The organism is Daejeonella sp. (genome assembly GCF_036405355.1).
Classification (GTDB): domain Bacteria; phylum Bacteroidota; class Bacteroidia; order Sphingobacteriales; family Sphingobacteriaceae; genus Daejeonella.
In genome coordinates, this window is the sequence record NZ_DASWXT010000030.1 from 66,073 (window position 1) to 83,840 (window position 17,768).

Below are 17,768 nucleotides of genomic sequence, written 5' to 3' on the forward strand. Positions count from 1 at the left end.
TTAAAATATGGAAGGGGGAAAGTTGAAATGCCGGGAAATTGTAATCATGCTGTCAATTTATATTGGATTATACAACAAATTAGGACTTCAGAATTACCCTAAAGAAGAGGAGAAAAAAGTCTGATCGCTTTTTCCATGAATTTTTGAAGAACAGATCTTTTAGTCCATTCTGTTTCATTCAATTTTATTGAATCTTTCAAATCCTCATAAAATATTGTAGCTAATTCATTAGCTACCTGCCTATCATAGACAATGGCATTAACTTCAAAATTGAGATCAAAGCTTCTCGAGTCCATATTGGCGGTGCCAACCATTGCTATTTTAGCATCGCATACCATTGTCTTTGCGTGAATCAAGCCTTTGGAATATTGGAAAACCTCAATTCCTGCCTTTAAGAGGTCTGAATAATAAGATCGTACAGCATAATCAACAAACACTGAATCAGACCTCAAAGGCACCAGGATTTTTACTTTTACACCCCCCAGTGCTGCAATGCATAATGCATCAAGCAGGCTGTCATTAGGAATGAAATAAGGGCTGGTGATTAGAATTTCTTCACTTGCGAGGTTGATTGCCTGCAGTATTGCGTACAATATAACCGGGCTGGGAGAATCCGGACCACTTGCTGCAATCTGAGTAATTTTATTCCCTTTTACAGGGATGGAACTCAATGGCGGGAAAAATTTATCATTAGGTTCCAGCTTCAACTCGGCACAAAAATTCCAGTCGCAGAGAAACAGGTATTGCAGGTATTGCACACCGGGTCCGTCAATGCGAAGGTGGGTATCCCTCCAGAAGAGTTTTTCGGGCTGCCTGATGTCATTGATATACCTGTCACTTACATTTATCCCCCCGACAAAAGCAGTGATTCCGTCTATTACAATGATCTTGCGATGATTCCGGTAATTCAGTCGGTTTGCAAGAGTAATGAAACGAATTTTGAAAAATGGAAAAGATTCAATGCCATGAGATCTCATTCTGGGTACCATTGTTTTTCTAATAGCACGGCTCCCGTAATCGTCATAAATGAACCTGACATGAATTCCTTCCCTGACTTTCTGTATCAGGATATTCTCGATCTCCCTTCCAATGTGATCATCTTCGAAAATATAATATTCAATGTGGATATGATCCTTCGCATTTTTTAAAGCTTCTAAAACATCCGGGAATTTATTTTCTCCATTGACCATCAGCTTTACCGCATTATCAGAAGTCAGGGGGCTGAGAGTATCTTTTAATATCAGATTTGCCAGTTCTTCATTACTTTGAACAGTGGCATCACTCAGATTAAAGGTTTGTTTGGAATACTGATAGATCTTTTCAAGCAGTTTATCGGATAGTTCAGTGTTTTCTATTAACTTTTTGCTATACATCCTCCTGTTTCGGTAGTTTATACCAAATGTGAAGTAGAATATTATACCCAAAAACGGAACAAAAATTGCAAATAAGAGGTAAGCCAGACTTTTGGAGTTGGTTCGGGTATCATAAATAATCCGGAAGCAAACCAGGATAAGAACAAGCAGGTAGACAGTCTGAAAAATAAGCAGCCAGTTCATTTTTTATAAATTGCAGTATTATTTTGTATGAAGATATAGTATTTCCATTGGAAGTAAATGCAGGCCTTAATTAAAAATCTACAGTAATGTCCGGAATCCCGGAAACTGAAAGAAGAATGAATCTAATGTAAATAAGAGACCTGAGTCATATTCTTATAATTATTTTCGATGTAGCTTTGTAATTATATTTTATGTCAATGAACATCAGATTTTTAGCTCTATTATCAATAGTTCTTTTCTCCTGCGGAGATTCAGTCGAAACCATCAAACCCACCATTGAATCTATATCTCAATCAGTCTATGCATCCGGTGTAATTAAAAGTCAGGACCAGTACGAGGCTTATGCTTCAGTGAGCGGAATTGTTAATCAAATTTTTGTTGTTGAAGGGGATACATTAAAGAAAGGTGATCCAATTCTGACAATTTCCAATGAAGTTCAAAAGCTGAATGCCGAAAATGCCAGGATATTCTCTGATTATAATGCTCTTTCTGCGAATCAGGGTAAGCTTAATGAAGCAGCATCCCTGATTGAATTTACCCGGAATAAGATGCGAAATGATTCAGTTTTGTTTTACAGACAGAAAAATCTATGGGAACAGGAAGTAGGGACCAAGGTTGACCTGGAGCAGCGTGAACTGGCCTGGCAAAACTCAAAAAACACATATAATTCAGCATTGATTCGGTATAATGACCTAAAACGGCAGCTTAATTTTGCAGCATCTCAGGCCCGGAAAAACCTCTCAATTTCCCAGACACTTGCCAATGATTATACTTTGAAAAGTGAAATGGATGGTATTGTCTATAATATTTATAAGCTGAAAGGGGAGATCATAAGTCCTCAAACTCCTGTAGCAGTAATTGGGGCTGCTGATAAGTTTACACTTGAAATGCAGGTTGATGAAAATGATATTCTGCTGGTCAGAAATGGGCAAAAGGTATTAGTCAATCTGGATAGTTATAAGGGGAAGGTATTCGAAGCAGTGGTACGCCGTATCAATCCGCTCATGAATGAAAGAAACAAAACGTTTATTGTTGAGGCTGAATTTATTCAAAAGCCTGAGCAGATTTATCCCAATATCACGTTTGAGGCTAACATAATAATTCAGGAGAAGTCGGAGGCATTGCTTATTCCAAGAACTTATTTACTCAAAGACTCCATGGTAATAAAAAGCGGAGGGGATACTGTTGTAGTAAAAACGGGGCTAAAAGATTATCAAAAGGTAGAAATTCTATCCGGTATCAAGTCGGATGATGAGTTATTAAAGCCTGAATTATGAATTACAAACTGATCGCCGACGTTTCCCGTTCTTTATTGCTTGCCCGCTGGAAACAGACATTAGTTGCTGCAATCGGAGTTACCTTTAGTATCACGATGTTTATCAGCCTGCTCAGCTTTATGTCGGGTTTAAATGATCTGCTTGATGGTTTAATTATTAACCGGACACCTCATATCCGCTTGTACAATGAGATTAAACCTTCAGCTCAGCAACCGGTAAGCCTTTCAGAAAAATACAGGGATCACTATAACTTTATCAGTAAGGTAAAGCCTAAAAAAGAGCGCCTCGAAATTTATAACAATGCTGCAATTATGAGTTATCTGAAGAAAGATGATCGTATTCTTGGCATTGCGCCTAAAATTACCACTCAGGTATTTTATAATGTTGGTGCTATTGATTTAGCCGGTGCAATAAATGGAATAGACGTAGAAGCTGAGAATAAATTGTTTTTATTCCAGAATTATGTGACAGATGGGAATTATGTGGATTTGAAAAATACACCCAACAGCATTATTCTTGGGAAAGGATTGTCGGAAAAGATGCTTGCCGACATAGGGGATGTAATTCAGGTTACAACATCCAGAGGAGAGCGAATGCCATTAAAAGTTGTAGGTTTTTTTCAGTCGGGATTGCAGGATATTGACAATACTCAAAGTTATGCCTCAATAACTACTACGCAGAAACTTTTGGCAGAGTCGGGTTCCTATATCACTGATATTCAGGTCAAATTGAAAGATATCAATCTGGCTCCGGCAATGGCACTGGAATATCAGAATTTATTTGATCTGGAGGCTATTGATATTCAAACAGCCAATTCTCAATTCGAAACGGGTAGTTCTGTCCGGACTATAATTTCCTATTCTGTAGGAATTACTTTGCTGATCGTAGCTGGATTTGGTATCTATAATATCTTGAATATGATGATTTATGAGAAAATGGATTCAATCGCAATTTTGAAAGCTACTGGTTTTTCCGGGAAAGATGTGAACCGGATCTTCATCACAATTGCGCTAAGTATTGGGATTTTCGGAGGTATCCTCGGACTGATTTTTGGTTTCGGCCTTTCTGCATTGATTGATCAGGTTCCTTTCAATACACAGGCATTGCCAACCATTAAAACATATCCTGTTAATTATAATCCTGTATTTTATGTAATTGGAGCGGTTTTTTCAATAGTCACGACTTATCTGGCAGGTTATTTCCCTTCCCGGAAGGCCAGTAAAATCGATCCGGTAATTATTATAAGAGGCAAATAAAATGGATCAGAAAATTCTCGAGGCCAAAAATGTTACCAAGTACTTTCACGATCCTATTACCTATCAGGTACTCAAAGAGATTAGTTTTTCTGTCAACAAGGGGGATTTTATTTCAGTAATAGGCAAATCAGGCTGTGGTAAATCGACTTTACTGTATATTCTTTCAACAATGGATACTGACTATGAGGGAGATATTCTGATTGATGGTGAAAGTATGAGGAACAAAAAAGAGGCCGAACTTGCGATGGTTAGAAATGAGAAAATAGGCTTTGTCTTTCAGTTTCATTATCTGCTGAATGAATTCTCTGTTTTGAAAAATGTGATGCTTCCGGGTTTGAAATTAGGAAAGTACTCAGAAGCAGAAGTGGAACACAGAGCCTATGAAAAACTGAAAATCCTTGGCATAGAATCTGAAGCCTTAAAAAGACCAAACCAGGTTTCAGGTGGGCAAAAGCAGCGTGTGGCTATTGCCCGTGCTCTGATCAATGATCCCTTAATAATTATGGGGGATGAGCCAACCGGAAATCTTGATAAAAAGAACAGCGAAATTGTTTTCAATATCTTTCAGGAACTGGCCGAAGTATATAATCAATCATTGCTGATCGTTACTCATGATAATGAGTTTGCAGCCCGTACTCACCGGATTATAGAGATGGAAGATGGGCGTATCATTAAATTACAGGGTAAATAATTTTTACGTTTTATTCTGTAAGACGATTACAGAGATTTTTAACTTCGGAAATTATTTTTTCGATTCTTGGCTCTGAAATTTGTATTTCCTTCAGGACTTTTTCCTTGCCAATCAGGTTTTTACATAATATGATTCCTTTGTCAAGTAATTGCTGTTTTTCAAATTTACTTAAGGTGAGCAGACTGGTTAAAGGGTGTAAACCCGATTGGTCAATCAGCGATTTCAAACTTTTTCCTGCCGGATAATCCCAGCTTAGAAGATACATTCCCATACAAAGGCCGTACTTAAGTGCATCACTCGAAAACCGTGTATTTGTAACCAATCCACCAATAAATATAGTGTCCTTCTGCCCGGATTTCTTTTTAAGTTCCTGTTCAACATCCATGAATCTCGAATGGATGTAGAGTGGCACTTTTACATCGCAAAAACGACGCTGGTCGCTATGGAATTTACATTCCAGTAAGATTTTACGATTGTCCCGTTCTGCAATAATATCTATCTCATGGCTTACGCAATGCCCATCAACTATATTTCCTACTTCTGTGCGATAGTTTTTGAATTTCAATAATTCACTGATGTACTCTTCGAAAGGAAAACCGGTTGGCCCTAATTCAAGTATAGATTGTTTGAGTTTATAACGGGCTGCGGAGTGGGATGAATTCTTACGGAGTTGGGCAAAAGCCATACGGTAAATTTCCTTTGTCGAAATAGAGTCCCTTAGTTCCGTCTTAACTTTTTCTATCACCCTATCAATGACATCATCTTCTGCCTTTGAACGTTTTAATGAATTTCTAAGTTTTTCTTCATCAAACAGGGCCTTCTCACCCGACATCTTGGTGACATAGATTTGCTTGGGATTCATTAATAAGGGTCTGAAATAATTATAAAATTCTTAATGCTCAAATGTGTACTCCGGCAAATTAAGAATGTTTTGGGGAAATTTAATGGCCATATTTTAAAATAATGGCAAGTTGTCCCGCATGGTATGCAGTATGGGTAATTATGCGGCCAAGGGCCTCAGATTTAGTCTTGGTACCAAATTCTTTTGTGTTAATCGGATCTTCCCATGCCTCGTCATTTTGAATTGAAATGGCTGTTTTTAATCCTTCGTAAGCTTTTTGATTGTATTCAAGCAGATCTTTGAGATTGGTCCATTCACCTGTGTCCCTCTGATCAATTATGGTTTGAGCATGTACCTGAATGCCTTCTGTTTTGAATACATTTTTGGCAAACAATAGTTCTACATCCGCTATATGTCTTATGATGAATCCGGCAGAGTTAGGAGCAGGAGCAAGCCTTTTTTTCAGGTCTTCTTCTTTAATTTCAAATAGTAGTTTTGAAAATCTGGTTCGTCCTTCTTCCCATAGTCTTAAAAAATGATGATTACTGCTCATAAATAAAATACCTTGTGTTTGTCGTTTTTTATGGGCTTATTCGTTATTGGAAATATTTTGTTTCACATTTTTGAATTAAAAGCTCTTTTCTGAGTTGAAATAGACCAGATAGGTTTACATTATCTGAACTTTACAAAATCAGGCAAAACACACCAATCAGATTTGCCATTAAGGCAACCTGTGCCGGAAATATTTTGTTAATAGCCTATTTCTTCTCTTTGTGAACAGTAGATAGTCCAAAAGGCAGATACAATGGGCAAAAACTCATAAAACTTGTTATAATAAATACTCCCGCAACAATTAAAAGCACAATTGCAAGTGTTCCTGAGATTAATTGCATGAAATATAAAACTCCGATTAAAATTGCTGCCAGAATTCTGATGATTTTGTCAGTATTACCCATGTTTGCTTTCATAACCTTTTATTTTTTGTTTATTAAATATACCAAATTATTTTAAAAATAAAATTCAACCATTTTCGCTTGAAATTCTTATCGTGAATTAGTAAAAATGGCTAAATTCTTATATCTTTTTTTCAGCAATCAATTGTTTCGATCTTTCAAGTGCATCATTGATGTTCGACAATATATTATGTTTATCAATGAGTGTATACAATTGTGCTTTTAGGAGTTCATGTCTAACTTCATGATTCGCTCCAGAAATTATTATTGTGGTCCCCTTGGATAATAATTGGGTGCACATCTCTTTGAGGCGGTTTATACCGGTAGCATCTATAAATGGAACATATCTCATTCTCAGAATTAAAATTTCAGGTTGTTTATTCAGGTCAGTAATCACTTCCTGGAATTTTTGAGATGCACCAAAGAATAGGGGTCCATTAATTTCATAGATCAGCACATTGTTTGGTATGTCTGTAAGTTCTTCTTCAAACAGTGTTCCTTCGTTTTCAGCTTTGGGTTCCAGGAGATTTCCGGCTGTCTTTATAGAAGTTGCTTCGCTCATCCGTTTCATGAAAATAAAACTGGATAAGATCATCCCTATTTCAATGGCTATAATCAGATCAAAGAAGACGGTAAGAAAGAATGAGGTGAGCAGCACCAGCACATCCATACGGTTACTTTTCATCATCGAAAAGAAATGATGCCATTCCCCCATATGCCATGCAACTACCACAAGTATTCCTGCCAGACAGGATAGCGGAATCAGTTTAGCGACTGGTGCCAGCAGTAACATAATTAATAATAGTACCAGTGCATGAACAATCCCTGCAATAGGGGTTCTGCCTCCATTTTTAATATTGGTAGCAGTTCTGGCAATCGCACCGGTAACAGGAATGCCTCCGAATAATCCTGAAAAGATATTTGAAGCTCCCTGTGCGACCAGCTCTATGTTTGAACGGTGCCTGCCTCCAATCATTCCATCTGCAACAACCGCTGAAAGCAAAGACTCAATGCTTCCCAGTAAAGCAATCGCAATGGCAGGTTGTATCAGCAGCTTGATTGTAGCAAAATCAATACCCGGTACAGAAGGCATAGAGATTTTGTTTGGGATCTCTCCGAATTTACTTTCGATAGTTTCAACCGGTAGTTTGAAAAAATATACGAGTGCAGTACTTAAAAGTATGACAACAATTGATCCCGGGATTTTTGTGCTGATCCGGTGAAAGTTCAGGGATAATAACACAGTTCCCAGCGCTATTGCAAATGCGGTCCAGTTAATCTGACCTATATAAACCCCATATTCCAGCCATTTATCTACAAAGTCCGGAGGTAAGTTCTGAATCGGGAGCCCAAGAAAATCCTTTACTTGTGAAGAGAAGATAATTAGTGCGATACCACTTGTAAAACCAACAATAAGCGGATAGGGTATGAATTTCAGATAATTGCCAAGTTTGGCAAAACCCATTCCGACCATCAAAAAACCAGCCATAAATGTTGCAATTGTTAGTCCATCAACCCCGTGGTCATGAACAATGGCATATACAATGACAATGAAGGCACCTGTTGGTCCACCAATCTGTACCCGGCTTCCTCCTAAAACTGAAACAATAAGTCCGCCAATAATTGCAGTTATTAGACCTTTTTCAGGGCTGACCCCCGAAGCAATAGCAAAAGCAATAGCCAGAGGTAATGCTACAATACCGACAATTATGCCGGCAAAAATATCTTTACTGATTTGTTGTTTACTAATACCCGAACGGAGAAGGGAGAAAAATTTCGGGGTAAATTCATTCTGTTTCATACTCTTAATAAGATAATTACTGATCAGAAAAGGTAATCATTCTGATATCACCCCGGGATTGGCAAGCTTTAGGCTATAATAGCTTATTATGGTGTAAAACCAGCCAGAAGCGAAGGTTATGAAAATTTATTCAGACCTGAATAAATTGCATATTTAAATATACCTGTTTATAGGTCATATTCAAATCGTCTTTTGTGGATTTAATTCAGAAAAAGATTTAAGTTAATAGTTTATTTTCTAATCCCTAAAGGTAATTGTGAATGTTGCACCTTCATTGATTTTACTATCAAGGGAAATCCTTCCGCCCAGGCTGGTGATATGATTATAAACCAGATATAAACCGATCCCTTTGCTATCAGGATGGTCATGAAATTTTTGATTCAGACCGAATACCTTATCCCTGACTTTTTCCATGTCAAAGCCCATACCGTTATCAGAAATAATCAATTGACTAAGTCCATTCGACTTCCTGGAGTAAATTGATATAAGAGGAGGAACACCGGATCTGGCATATTTAATGGAGTTGGTAATCAGATTAAGCAAAATGCTTTCAAGATAATTCCTGTTGAATTTGATCGTTTCAAGTTCAGAAAAATCTGCTTTTAAACTAACATTTGAGCCCTCCAAGATAGACTGGATTGAACCTAATACCGAATTTAGATGCTGGTTAAGGTTTAATTCTTCGATCTGAATATTCAATTGGTCTTTTTGAGTTAAAATATCCACAGAATTGTTCAGAATCTCACTTAAATTTTCTGCCGATGATTTAAGGAATGTGAGATACTGTAAAATTTCAGGGTCGTTAACTTTTGAATCATCCAGAAGCCCTACTAATGAGAGTAAGTTATTTATTGGCGATCTGAGGTCATGAGAAGTAGTATAACTCAATTGCTTTAAATCCTGATGGCTTTTGGTAAGGTTAGCGAGATGCTGATTTCTTTCTTCCTCAAGTTTCTTTTTGTAAGTTATATTTTTGGCTATGGCATAGATAAGTTTTTCCTTTTCCACAGGCATTGAGGTCCAGGAAAGCCAGACAATTCGCCCATCCTTAGTGATATAACGGTTTTCAAAGTTTATTAGAGGGGTGCTTTCTGTCAGATTCTCACGGGATTTATCAGTGATTAACTTGTCTTCAGGATGTACAAAACTTGTAATCGGTCTTGAAGTAAGTTCTTCGACAGAATACCCTAAAGTGCGTGAAACGGAGGGGTTGATCCTTTTCCAATACCCGTCAAAACCTGCAATGCAAAGCAAATCAGGGGATAATTCGAAAAAATGCTCGAATTTATACTGGGAGTATGAATCCAGGCTCAGGTTTTTCATGTTTAACATTTGGTAAATGTTTCGGAAAATTAAGAAAAAAGATTCATTTTTTAACGAATTAGATAGTTACAATACATACGAGAATAAACACTTTCAGTTTTAATTAATCCCCTAATCTCTTTGATTTGAGCCAATCATAGATCAGATGCTTAAATCCGGCTTTGATTTGAGAGGTATAAATACCGGTACCACCTGAGAAAAGGTAAGAAAAGACACACGCAATGCTGATGAAATATATACTTTCCATACCGAAAAGCTCGATTCCCAGAATAGTTGATGCAATGGGGGTATTGCTTGCACCTGCAAATAGTGCTGCCAGACCCATTCCGGCAAGCAGGGCTAAAGGCAGGGGAACAAACCAAACCAGCGCATTCCCCAATGCAGCACCAATAAAAAACAAGGGTGTAACTTCCCCTCCTTTGAATCCGGCTCCTATGGTGAAGGAGGTGAATAAGAGTTTTAGCAGAAAGTCATAAGAATTAAGATTGGCTATGAAAGCGCTTTCTATGATCGGTATTCCTAATCCGATATATTTATAACTATCTGTAATCCAAACAACTGCTGCGATAAAGATTCCGCCAATGAAAGGTCTGATCGGGGCATAATTTATATTTTTGAAAATATCCGTACAGAAATGTATTGTTTTTGAAAAAAGCATAGCACCAAGTCCGAAAATTATGCCTGCCAGGGCTGCCCATAAAATGTTTTCAGTACTCATTTCCGGCACAAATGGGATGCTATATTGAGTATGATTAACATTCCAGGCTGTACAGGTATAATCGGCTATCAGAGCTGCCAATAAGCTTGGTAAAATAGCGTCATAACGGTATTTTTTTAGGATCAGTACTTCCAGAGCAAAAATAGCCCCGGCTATCGGAGTGCCGAATACGGATGCAAAGCCAGCACTGATGCCAATGATAATCAGAATCTGCCGGTCTTGCTGTTCCAGTTTGAATATTCTGCTGAACTGATCGGATATCGCTGCGCCCATCTGCACCGCAGTTCCTTCACGTCCCGCAGAACCACCGAATAGATGAGTGATTAATGTCCCGAACAAAACCATTGGTGCCATTTTCAATGGAATTACCTGTTTTGGGCTATGAAACTCTTCAAGTAATTGATTATTTCCTTTAACTACATCGGTACCCCAATAATGATAGGCCAGGCCAATTATGAGTCCACCAAGGGGCAAAAAAGCAATTATCCAGAGATTGCTTTCGCGAAGCTTTGTTACCCAGTCTAAAGAAAGCAGGAAGAAGGCGGAGGCCGATCCGGCAAGAATCCCTACAATAATTGAAAGAGATACCCACTTTAAGATGTAAACCAGCAAAGGACTTTGTGCTTTATTTAGAATATTAGACTGACTCATTTTGCCATGATGCAGATATATGGGTACGCGGATGATCTCGCATTTTGGAGGCTAATGTAATTTTTTTTTATTAATGTTTTAGATTACAGAACTCCTCTGCGCGGTACTGTCTGATTTATAAAGAGTTGGCCCGGCCCAGCGAACAGCCCCTACAGATTAATCTGTTTTACCGAGCATGATTTATGCAGGTATATGAAGCCTAATCTTCTATTCAACAGATTTCTCCACGCATTTATATTTATTAAAATTTTAAGGATACTGCCAGCGTGTTCGAAATGACGGCCATTTACAACAGGAGTTTTTTCCCATTCTATAATCTTGATCGGAGGAAATAGTTCAGCGACAGACTTTCGATCTCTTTGCTTTTTCTCTGTACAGGATGCAAGAATCAGCAGAATAATAATCCAATAATTGGTGCTTTCATCTCTTTTGAGCAATAATATAAACATGGTTTTCAGGATACTGATCAAGCTCAAGATGAAGGCATTCGCAGCCTGCTTCCATAATTGTCTTTAGATTCCCGCTTATTCCAATGCTGCTGTATGGGAACTGGTCTCCATGCCATTCGCTTTCATGCTCGTCAATAGCATCCCCAAAAGTGTAAATCAGTATTCCGGAATTTTTGAGCATTCTGCATAGTTTTACGATAACGGGTTTTTGCATAGCCATTGGTAAATGAAATATGCTGTCCCAGGCAATGATCAGGTCAAATTGCTGGTCACTGTCCCAATCGATAATATTGGCTTGCTCAAAATTGCTCTCTCTGTGTTGTGAACGCGCGATTGAAATCATCTCTGCTGAGGCATCAATTCCAAACACAGTAAAGTCTTCCTGGATTAGTTTGCGGATTATCCGGCCCCCGCTTCCGCAGCCCACATCAAGGGCAAAACCTTTTTGCTTACAATAACGGATTGCCTGTTCAATCTGCTCTAAACCATACAAGCTGTTAACATGATTCTCATGCCACCAATTTGCAATTTTATCGTATTTTTTGCCGATACCGGAATCCATACAGTAAAAATATAAAATTTGCTAGTCCTTTGACCCGCCGACATATTCAAGAATTTCGATTACAGGCTTTGTCTCTAAATTTTCGTCCCGGCATTTCTGAAATTCAAGAAAAGAAGGAATATTTAATAATTCATGTTGAATGCTTTCATTCCTGTATTGTGAAATATGGACAAAGGTATTTGTGTCTTTTACCTGAAATACAGAGTAAATGAACAAACTATTGTCTAAGTCCCCGAAACTTTTCAGGAATGCTGAAATTTTTTCTTTGTTTAATTCTACGTAAGATTTCTTTACGGTATAGCTAACTTTTACTGCAATCATGTTTCTGTTGTTTACTATTAAATATTTTTCCCAGGCCGATATCCCAGGCTGATAACCCCATCATTTTAGGTCAATAGTCCTGAATGTAAGATTTACTCTGGGTCTGCTGATAATCTTAGTAGGAGGGAGTCTGTGCAACCAATGAGATTGTGTACTATCCTTCATCACCAGCAGACTGCCATGCTCTAAAACTAAACCGATAGTTTCTTTACTTACTTTATGCTTAAATGCAAACTTACGCTCTGCACCAAAGCTTAAAGAAGCGATTGCTCCGTTCTTTTTTAATGCCTTTTCTCCATCGCTATGCCATGCCATTCCTTCTTCACCATTATGATACAGATTCAATAAACAGGAATTGAATGTTTCGCTGGTATGCTGCTCAACCAGTAATTTTAATTCCATAAGTTCTTTAGTCCAGACTAAGGCAGATTTTGTTGTGTTGGAGTAAGTATATTCATATTCCATATCGCCATACCAGGCAACTTTTCGTTTGGTGATGATTCTTTTGCCAAAGATAATAGCTTCATCATTCCGCCATGCTATGGTTTCTAATAGCGATCGGAGATAATAATCGGACTCCCGGGTATTCAATACTTTTCCATAGTAATTTACTGTTCCATCCATGGGTAAGTAATTTTTATTTTTATCCTGAGGGGTATTGAATAGATCCATATTTTACGTAGAGATTAATTTGTTTGGTAAGGAATTAGATTCAGCAAAATACTAAGGTTCATAAACCTTCAAATCTGACAACTCATCTGTTACTGCACTCTCCCAGCCTATAATTGCAGTTTTTCGGGTGTTTCCCCACATATAACCCCCAAAATTACCGTTTGCCCTTATCACCCGGTGACAGGGAATAAGATACGCAACCGGATTAGTCCCAATAGCCGTTCCAACAGCTCGAGGGGCATTGGGGTTCCCGATTTTTTCGGCAATGCTTCCATAAGTGCTGAGTTGCCCCATTGGGATTTTTAACAGTGCTTCCCATACCTTAAGCTGAAAATCGCTGCCCTTAAGATGGAGCTTGATCTCAGGAATTGTATGACTGTGATTCCGGAAAATGCTTAATGCATTTTGATGGATTGGATTTGCTTTCAGCTGAAAAGCTGCGTTTGGGAAGTTTGATTTTAAATCACTTAATGCCTTTATTTCGTCATCCTCAAAGGCCATATAACAAAGACCTTTCGGGCTGGATGCCACAATCACTTTCCCAAAATGACTTTCGGCAAAGCTGTACTGAATCTTAAGATCTTTACCGCCATTTCTATACTCTGCAGGCGTCATTCCTTCAATACTTATAAAGAGATCATGTAATCTGCCAGTGCCTGATAGTCCGGTTTCAAAGGCCGTTTCTGAAAGCGTGGCTTGAGCTTTAAGCAGCTTTTTGGCATGTTCCAGACTGATATACTTCAGAAATTTCTTCGGACTTGTTCCGGCCCACTCACTGAATAATCGCTGGAAATGAAAAGCACTCAGGTGCGCCTTTTCAGCAATTTCCTCAAGCCCTGGCTGTTCTTTGAAATTACTGCTGATATAATCTATAGCCCTGGCTATGCGCTGATAATTGGATTCCTGCTGTTCGTACATTGTTTCCGGATTTTATAATACAAATGTCTGAACTAACCTAAATTTCTGAAACCCGAAACTTGCTAATATCAGGGCATAACTCCCAAAAGAATCTTTCCCGAAATTAATGAAGCATTTGAGACCAAGCCCTCAGATTTTATCGAAAAGCTTTATTGTATAATCAAACAATTCAGTGCCGCCCCATTTTCCATGTCCCGGAATTACTATTCTTGCTTTTGGATATTTATGTTTGATTTTACGCACGGTTTCCGACCATGTATTGATATTTGCATCGCCCAAAAAACCCTTTGAAGCTCCTGTTTCCTTTATCAGACATCCCCCAAAAATTGCATTGTCATCCGGAAAATATCCAATGATATTATCTCTGGTATGCCCTTCACCGAAATATGCTGCATACACTTTTTTCTGCCCAATCTTAATATTGAATTTATCGTCAAATGAGTTTATAGGTTTTGAGAATTTTGTTCCGTGCTGGTTCAGTAATTCAATAGTCTTAGCTGATGCATATGCCGGGATGTTATAGCCATTAAATTTTTCAAGACCTCCCACACAGTCATTGTGGAAATGAGTCGGGATAATTGCTTTAATTTTACAGTTTAGTGTCTTTGTAACATAGTTTATCAATTCTTCAGCACCTTTATTGTCTGAAGGGGTATCGAAAATAATTGCTTCATTTTTGTTTACTACAATCATTCCATTACAGGCAACATTCCCAAAATCAATTGTTTTCAAAAAGGAAATATGCATGTAAATATGATTGGAGAGTTTTTGAATAATCAGGCTTTCTGTTTTGTACGTGACTGTGCTATCTGCACTTCTACTGGTTTTCTCTTTCGCATTACTTTGCTGGATTACAGAGATGTGGCAGAAAAAGATTAACAGGGCTGTAATGAAAATGAGACGATGTTTTATCATGGTTTAAAGATACCTGGTTGTTTTATTTTGTAATTCCTCCTGTTTATTTCTGTTATACAAGCTCTGCATGCCTATGCCTGCATTTACTTCCCCCACATATTCGCTTTTCAATCCTTTCTTTTGACAATAAATACAGTTCCGGCCGGATCAGTTACCCAATGCATATTTTCGGGCAATTCCTCAAGTTCATCGCAGGTTTTTATTCCTTTTGAAACGAGGTAATCAGTCGCTTTTTCAACATCTTCGACATTAAGTTCCAGCCAGGTTTCAGAATGGGTATAATTGTCAACGCAGTCCAGCCACATAATGTTATTCCCGAATTTGACCTTATGTGTTCTGGAGACAGTTGGGTTTGTAATGGGCTTCTCGGTGACTTCCAGTTTTAGAATGTCCCGGTAAAACGAGACAGTCTGATCGTACTTATGTTTCGGGATTTTAACGGCAATGTTTAGTCCGCCTTCAAATGTTGGTTCCATAGTTGAATATAGGTTTTTGCTCTAAAACTTACATTTTTATTAATCAATATGCCTCAATTACTATATCCTAAGCCAATCCGGCGATTCCCTTGTTGCTTGGTTTACCCGAATTATATGATTGTCGGGGTCGGTAAATTCAATACTAATCATACCCAAATGTGAGTTGTTCGGCCCGCTGAAAACTACAGAATTTGCATGAAGTCGCTCCATCACAAGCGGCAGGTCATCAGTCAAAAAACTGATTATTGTTTTTTCTGAGGCGAGGTGCGTTGAAACATTAAAATCAATACCTGCTACCCCCGACTTAAATACTTTCAGTTCTTTCTGTTCAATGGAAGTTTCAAGTCCTAAAACTGTACTAAAAAAGGCTTGACTTTTATTGGGGTTCTTAGTGCCCAGTTCAATTTCCTGCAGTCTTATTTTCATATTCCGGAAGATTTATCTTTACAGATCCATCAAAAAAAATGATTGATATTAAACAATTGTATCAGTATAGCTTACATTATCGATCAGCATATGCTTCATTTTCATTTGGGTCAGTCCCTAATCTAAGAATATGCCCGTCCGGATCCTGAATATGCATTTCATATGCCCATGAAAAATTTGTTGGTGGGAGTTTAATGGTCGCACCAGCTGATTTTAACCGATCATTCAGCTCTTTGATATCGCCATCAAAACCGATCCAAATCCAGGTGCCGGCTTGTCCTTGCCCGCCTTTGCATAAATAAATGCATGTATTGTCCCGGTTAACACTGGTAAAGTTATCGTCTCCCCATTCTGCTTTTTCAAATCCGAGGATACCAATGTAAAAATCAAGGCTTTTTGCCATATCATTCACACTGAGGATAGGGGCTATATTTTCGATTCGAAAATTAAGGGGACTATCCTTTTTCATAGCTTGGTTTTAGATAAATATGAGGGTTCAAATCCGGCTGCCAGTTTTTCTTATTTTTAAGGGAATAGGCATTAGGCCCGATATCCCGCACGGGTTTCGACAACAATCATCTGATTAAAATTAATTGATTTGCCCGTGTTTTGAAACAGGGGTCGGAACTTTTTCTGATGAATGAAGTTTTAAGGTTGCAACTTCCATTTTCAGCAGTTTACCTTATTTATATTTTCGGCTTAAATAATAGTTATTTAACCTGAGTTCGATATAAAATCTCACCGGACTATCCGTTCCGATGGAATACAGCCCCGGGTAAAATAAACCTTGCCGGAGGAGGTATCTTCCGGCTTTTCGTAATTTGAAACAGAAAGCGATTTCTTGCCGGAAATACTCCGGAGGAAAGGGCTGAACCTGCCTATAGAACACAGGTATTGATTTCCAAAACTTAATCATTATGACTCCAGAGCCTTATCTGATCAGTTATAACGTATTGTTTTAACCTTGCTCATATCATACTAAGGTTAAGTCAGGTATAAACCTTCAAGATTGTCGTCAAACATGGCTTAGGGCTATGTTTTGCGAGCCATTTATTCTTTGATCTTCAAAATCCCTGTATGGTATAGGTCAAGCGCCATTTTTAAAATACTTTCAATCGTTCTGAGTGGTAAATCTTTATTTGGGTCAACTCTTAAAATTTTCATTCTTGCGCGATCACCTGATTCTAATTCGGGATGATCCAGGTGTTTTCCTTCTACGAACAGGATGTAGGGTTGGCTGGTCTTCTTATCGGTCCAAAGATAACAGAACATCTTTTTTTTATAGCAAAAGCAGGGCATTCCATATTTCTGAGTTTCAGTAATGTGCTGGTCCTGCTTAAGAATAATACTCCTTAAGGCAAGCAAACAAGCCTTGTTCGGTTCTTCCTGACTCAGAAAGAAGTTATGTAGTTGTTCATTCATGTTCTCCTCAAATTTAATTTAGGGTTGTTTTGAGTCTGCTATTCATTAGTTTCTAACATACAAATCAGGAATTTAAGGTAAATGGACTACAAAAACAGTGTGTTTTGTGTCTTAATGCTATTTGCTTAAGTCGCGCCAGTATAGCTATTCCAATTGATTTTCCAACCGATCTGCATTTTGATAAATATAGACGATTTGGGGTCAGGAAATCAAATCCGGGAGCGTACCAACATTAGGTTTTGTTCGTACCTCCTTCGTATCTTGTTCGCATAAAGGCCCTTTTTGGTGCCACTATGGCTATGTTATACGAAGAAGGTACGAACATGGTACGATGTTGGTACGAAGATGGTACGAAGAATGTACCAAAATGTCACCTCCTGAAATAGCTATATCCGTAAAAATGTCTTGTTATGGGCTTTTATTTTGTCGTATCAAAATTCGGTCTTATCCTTCTTACCCGCAATTATTGACTTCATTTAAGTTCTGAAAGTATTATCTTTTTCTGTTTAAATGTATTCTTTATTGCCTTTTCTCTGACCT

At 38.1% G+C, this 17,768-nt stretch carries 19 protein-coding genes; 3 read left to right on the plus strand and 16 right to left on the minus strand.

Annotated elements, in window-relative coordinates; all coding sequences use genetic code 11:
- Positions 1 to 98: 98 nt before the first annotated feature.
- Positions 99 to 1,556 (minus strand): cardiolipin synthase, encoded by a 1,458-nt coding sequence (cls, locus tag VGE44_RS03795; RefSeq protein ID WP_331076425.1) that lies wholly within the window; start codon positions 1,554 to 1,556, stop codon positions 99 to 101.
- A 197-nt stretch (positions 1,557 to 1,753) separates the two neighbouring features.
- Here cls and VGE44_RS03800 point away from each other — a divergent pair, with 197 nt between their 5' ends.
- The 3 genes from VGE44_RS03800 to VGE44_RS03810 are packed head-to-tail and all read left to right on the plus strand — an operon-like array spanning position 1,754 to position 4,780.
- Positions 1,754 to 2,833, plus strand: a complete 1,080-nt coding sequence (locus tag VGE44_RS03800) for an efflux RND transporter periplasmic adaptor subunit (RefSeq protein WP_331076426.1) — start codon at positions 1,754 to 1,756, stop codon at positions 2,831 to 2,833.
- Complete coding sequence (locus tag VGE44_RS03805; RefSeq protein ID WP_331076427.1) at positions 2,830 to 4,089, plus strand: ABC transporter permease; 1,260 nt, start codon at positions 2,830 to 2,832, stop codon at positions 4,087 to 4,089. Before VGE44_RS03800 ends, VGE44_RS03805 begins: the two co-directional genes overlap by 4 nt.
- Before the next feature lies 1 nt (position 4,090).
- Positions 4,091 to 4,780 carry an ABC transporter ATP-binding protein gene (locus tag VGE44_RS03810; protein WP_331076428.1) on the plus strand — a complete coding sequence of 230 codons (690 nt, stop codon included), beginning with the start codon at positions 4,091 to 4,093 and terminating at the stop codon, positions 4,778 to 4,780.
- A gap of 10 nt (positions 4,781 to 4,790) precedes the next feature.
- Here VGE44_RS03810 and VGE44_RS03815 read toward each other — a convergent pair whose 3' ends face one another.
- The 15 genes from VGE44_RS03815 to VGE44_RS03885 form a co-directional block, all read right to left on the minus strand.
- On the minus strand, positions 4,791 to 5,642 hold the full coding sequence (locus tag VGE44_RS03815) for an ATP cone domain-containing protein (RefSeq protein WP_331076429.1): 852 nt from the start codon (positions 5,640 to 5,642) through the stop codon (positions 4,791 to 4,793).
- Positions 5,643 to 5,721: 79 nt separating this feature from the next.
- Positions 5,722 to 6,174, minus strand: coding sequence for a DinB family protein (locus VGE44_RS03820; RefSeq protein ID WP_331076430.1), 453 nt, complete (start codon positions 6,172 to 6,174; stop codon positions 5,722 to 5,724).
- Positions 6,175 to 6,379: 205 nt separating this feature from the next.
- Entirely contained in the window at positions 6,380 to 6,589 is a 210-nt protein-coding gene (locus tag VGE44_RS03825) for a DUF2892 domain-containing protein (protein ID WP_331076431.1), read from the minus strand.
- Between the two features lie 106 nt (positions 6,590 to 6,695).
- Positions 6,696 to 8,375: a SulP family inorganic anion transporter gene (locus tag VGE44_RS03830; protein ID WP_331076432.1), complete on the minus strand. Its 1,680-nt coding sequence runs from the start codon at positions 8,373 to 8,375 to the stop codon at positions 6,696 to 6,698.
- A 237-nt stretch (positions 8,376 to 8,612) separates the two neighbouring features.
- Positions 8,613 to 9,698: a PAS domain-containing sensor histidine kinase gene (locus VGE44_RS03835; protein WP_331076433.1), complete on the minus strand. Its 1,086-nt coding sequence runs from the start codon at positions 9,696 to 9,698 to the stop codon at positions 8,613 to 8,615.
- A gap of 103 nt (positions 9,699 to 9,801) precedes the next feature.
- Positions 9,802 to 11,067, minus strand: a complete 1,266-nt coding sequence (locus VGE44_RS03840; RefSeq protein WP_331076434.1) for a voltage-gated chloride channel family protein — start codon at positions 11,065 to 11,067, stop codon at positions 9,802 to 9,804.
- 420 nt (positions 11,068 to 11,487) lie between these two features.
- Positions 11,488 to 12,078 (minus strand): class I SAM-dependent methyltransferase, encoded by a 591-nt coding sequence (locus VGE44_RS03845; RefSeq protein ID WP_331076435.1) that lies wholly within the window; start codon positions 12,076 to 12,078, stop codon positions 11,488 to 11,490.
- Positions 12,079 to 12,099: 21 nt separating this feature from the next.
- Positions 12,100 to 12,399, minus strand: a complete 300-nt coding sequence (locus VGE44_RS03850; RefSeq protein WP_331076436.1) for a hypothetical protein — start codon at positions 12,397 to 12,399, stop codon at positions 12,100 to 12,102.
- Positions 12,400 to 12,459: 60 nt separating this feature from the next.
- Positions 12,460 to 13,071 (minus strand): alpha-ketoglutarate-dependent dioxygenase AlkB family protein, encoded by a 612-nt coding sequence (locus VGE44_RS03855; RefSeq protein ID WP_331076437.1) that lies wholly within the window; start codon positions 13,069 to 13,071, stop codon positions 12,460 to 12,462.
- 51 nt (positions 13,072 to 13,122) lie between these two features.
- Positions 13,123 to 13,989 (minus strand): methylated-DNA--[protein]-cysteine S-methyltransferase, encoded by an 867-nt coding sequence (locus VGE44_RS03860; RefSeq protein ID WP_331076438.1) that lies wholly within the window; start codon positions 13,987 to 13,989, stop codon positions 13,123 to 13,125.
- A 129-nt stretch (positions 13,990 to 14,118) separates the two neighbouring features.
- The gene (gene bla / locus VGE44_RS03865; RefSeq protein WP_331076439.1) at positions 14,119 to 14,904 is read right to left on the minus strand and encodes a subclass B1 metallo-beta-lactamase; all 786 of its coding nucleotides are present in this window, start codon (positions 14,902 to 14,904) and stop codon (positions 14,119 to 14,121) included.
- Between the two features lie 107 nt (positions 14,905 to 15,011).
- A complete protein-coding gene (locus VGE44_RS03870) occupies positions 15,012 to 15,380 on the minus strand; it encodes a VOC family protein (RefSeq protein WP_331076440.1) in 369 nt (122 codons plus the stop codon).
- A 60-nt stretch (positions 15,381 to 15,440) separates the two neighbouring features.
- On the minus strand, positions 15,441 to 15,806 hold the full coding sequence (locus VGE44_RS03875; RefSeq protein ID WP_331076441.1) for a VOC family protein: 366 nt from the start codon (positions 15,804 to 15,806) through the stop codon (positions 15,441 to 15,443).
- A 76-nt stretch (positions 15,807 to 15,882) separates the two neighbouring features.
- Entirely contained in the window at positions 15,883 to 16,275 is a 393-nt protein-coding gene (locus VGE44_RS03880; RefSeq protein ID WP_331076442.1) for a VOC family protein, read from the minus strand.
- Between the two features lie 581 nt (positions 16,276 to 16,856).
- Positions 16,857 to 17,228, minus strand: a complete 372-nt coding sequence (locus tag VGE44_RS03885) for a DUF1801 domain-containing protein (RefSeq protein ID WP_331076443.1) — start codon at positions 17,226 to 17,228, stop codon at positions 16,857 to 16,859.
- Between the last annotated feature and the right edge of the window lie 540 nt (positions 17,229 to 17,768).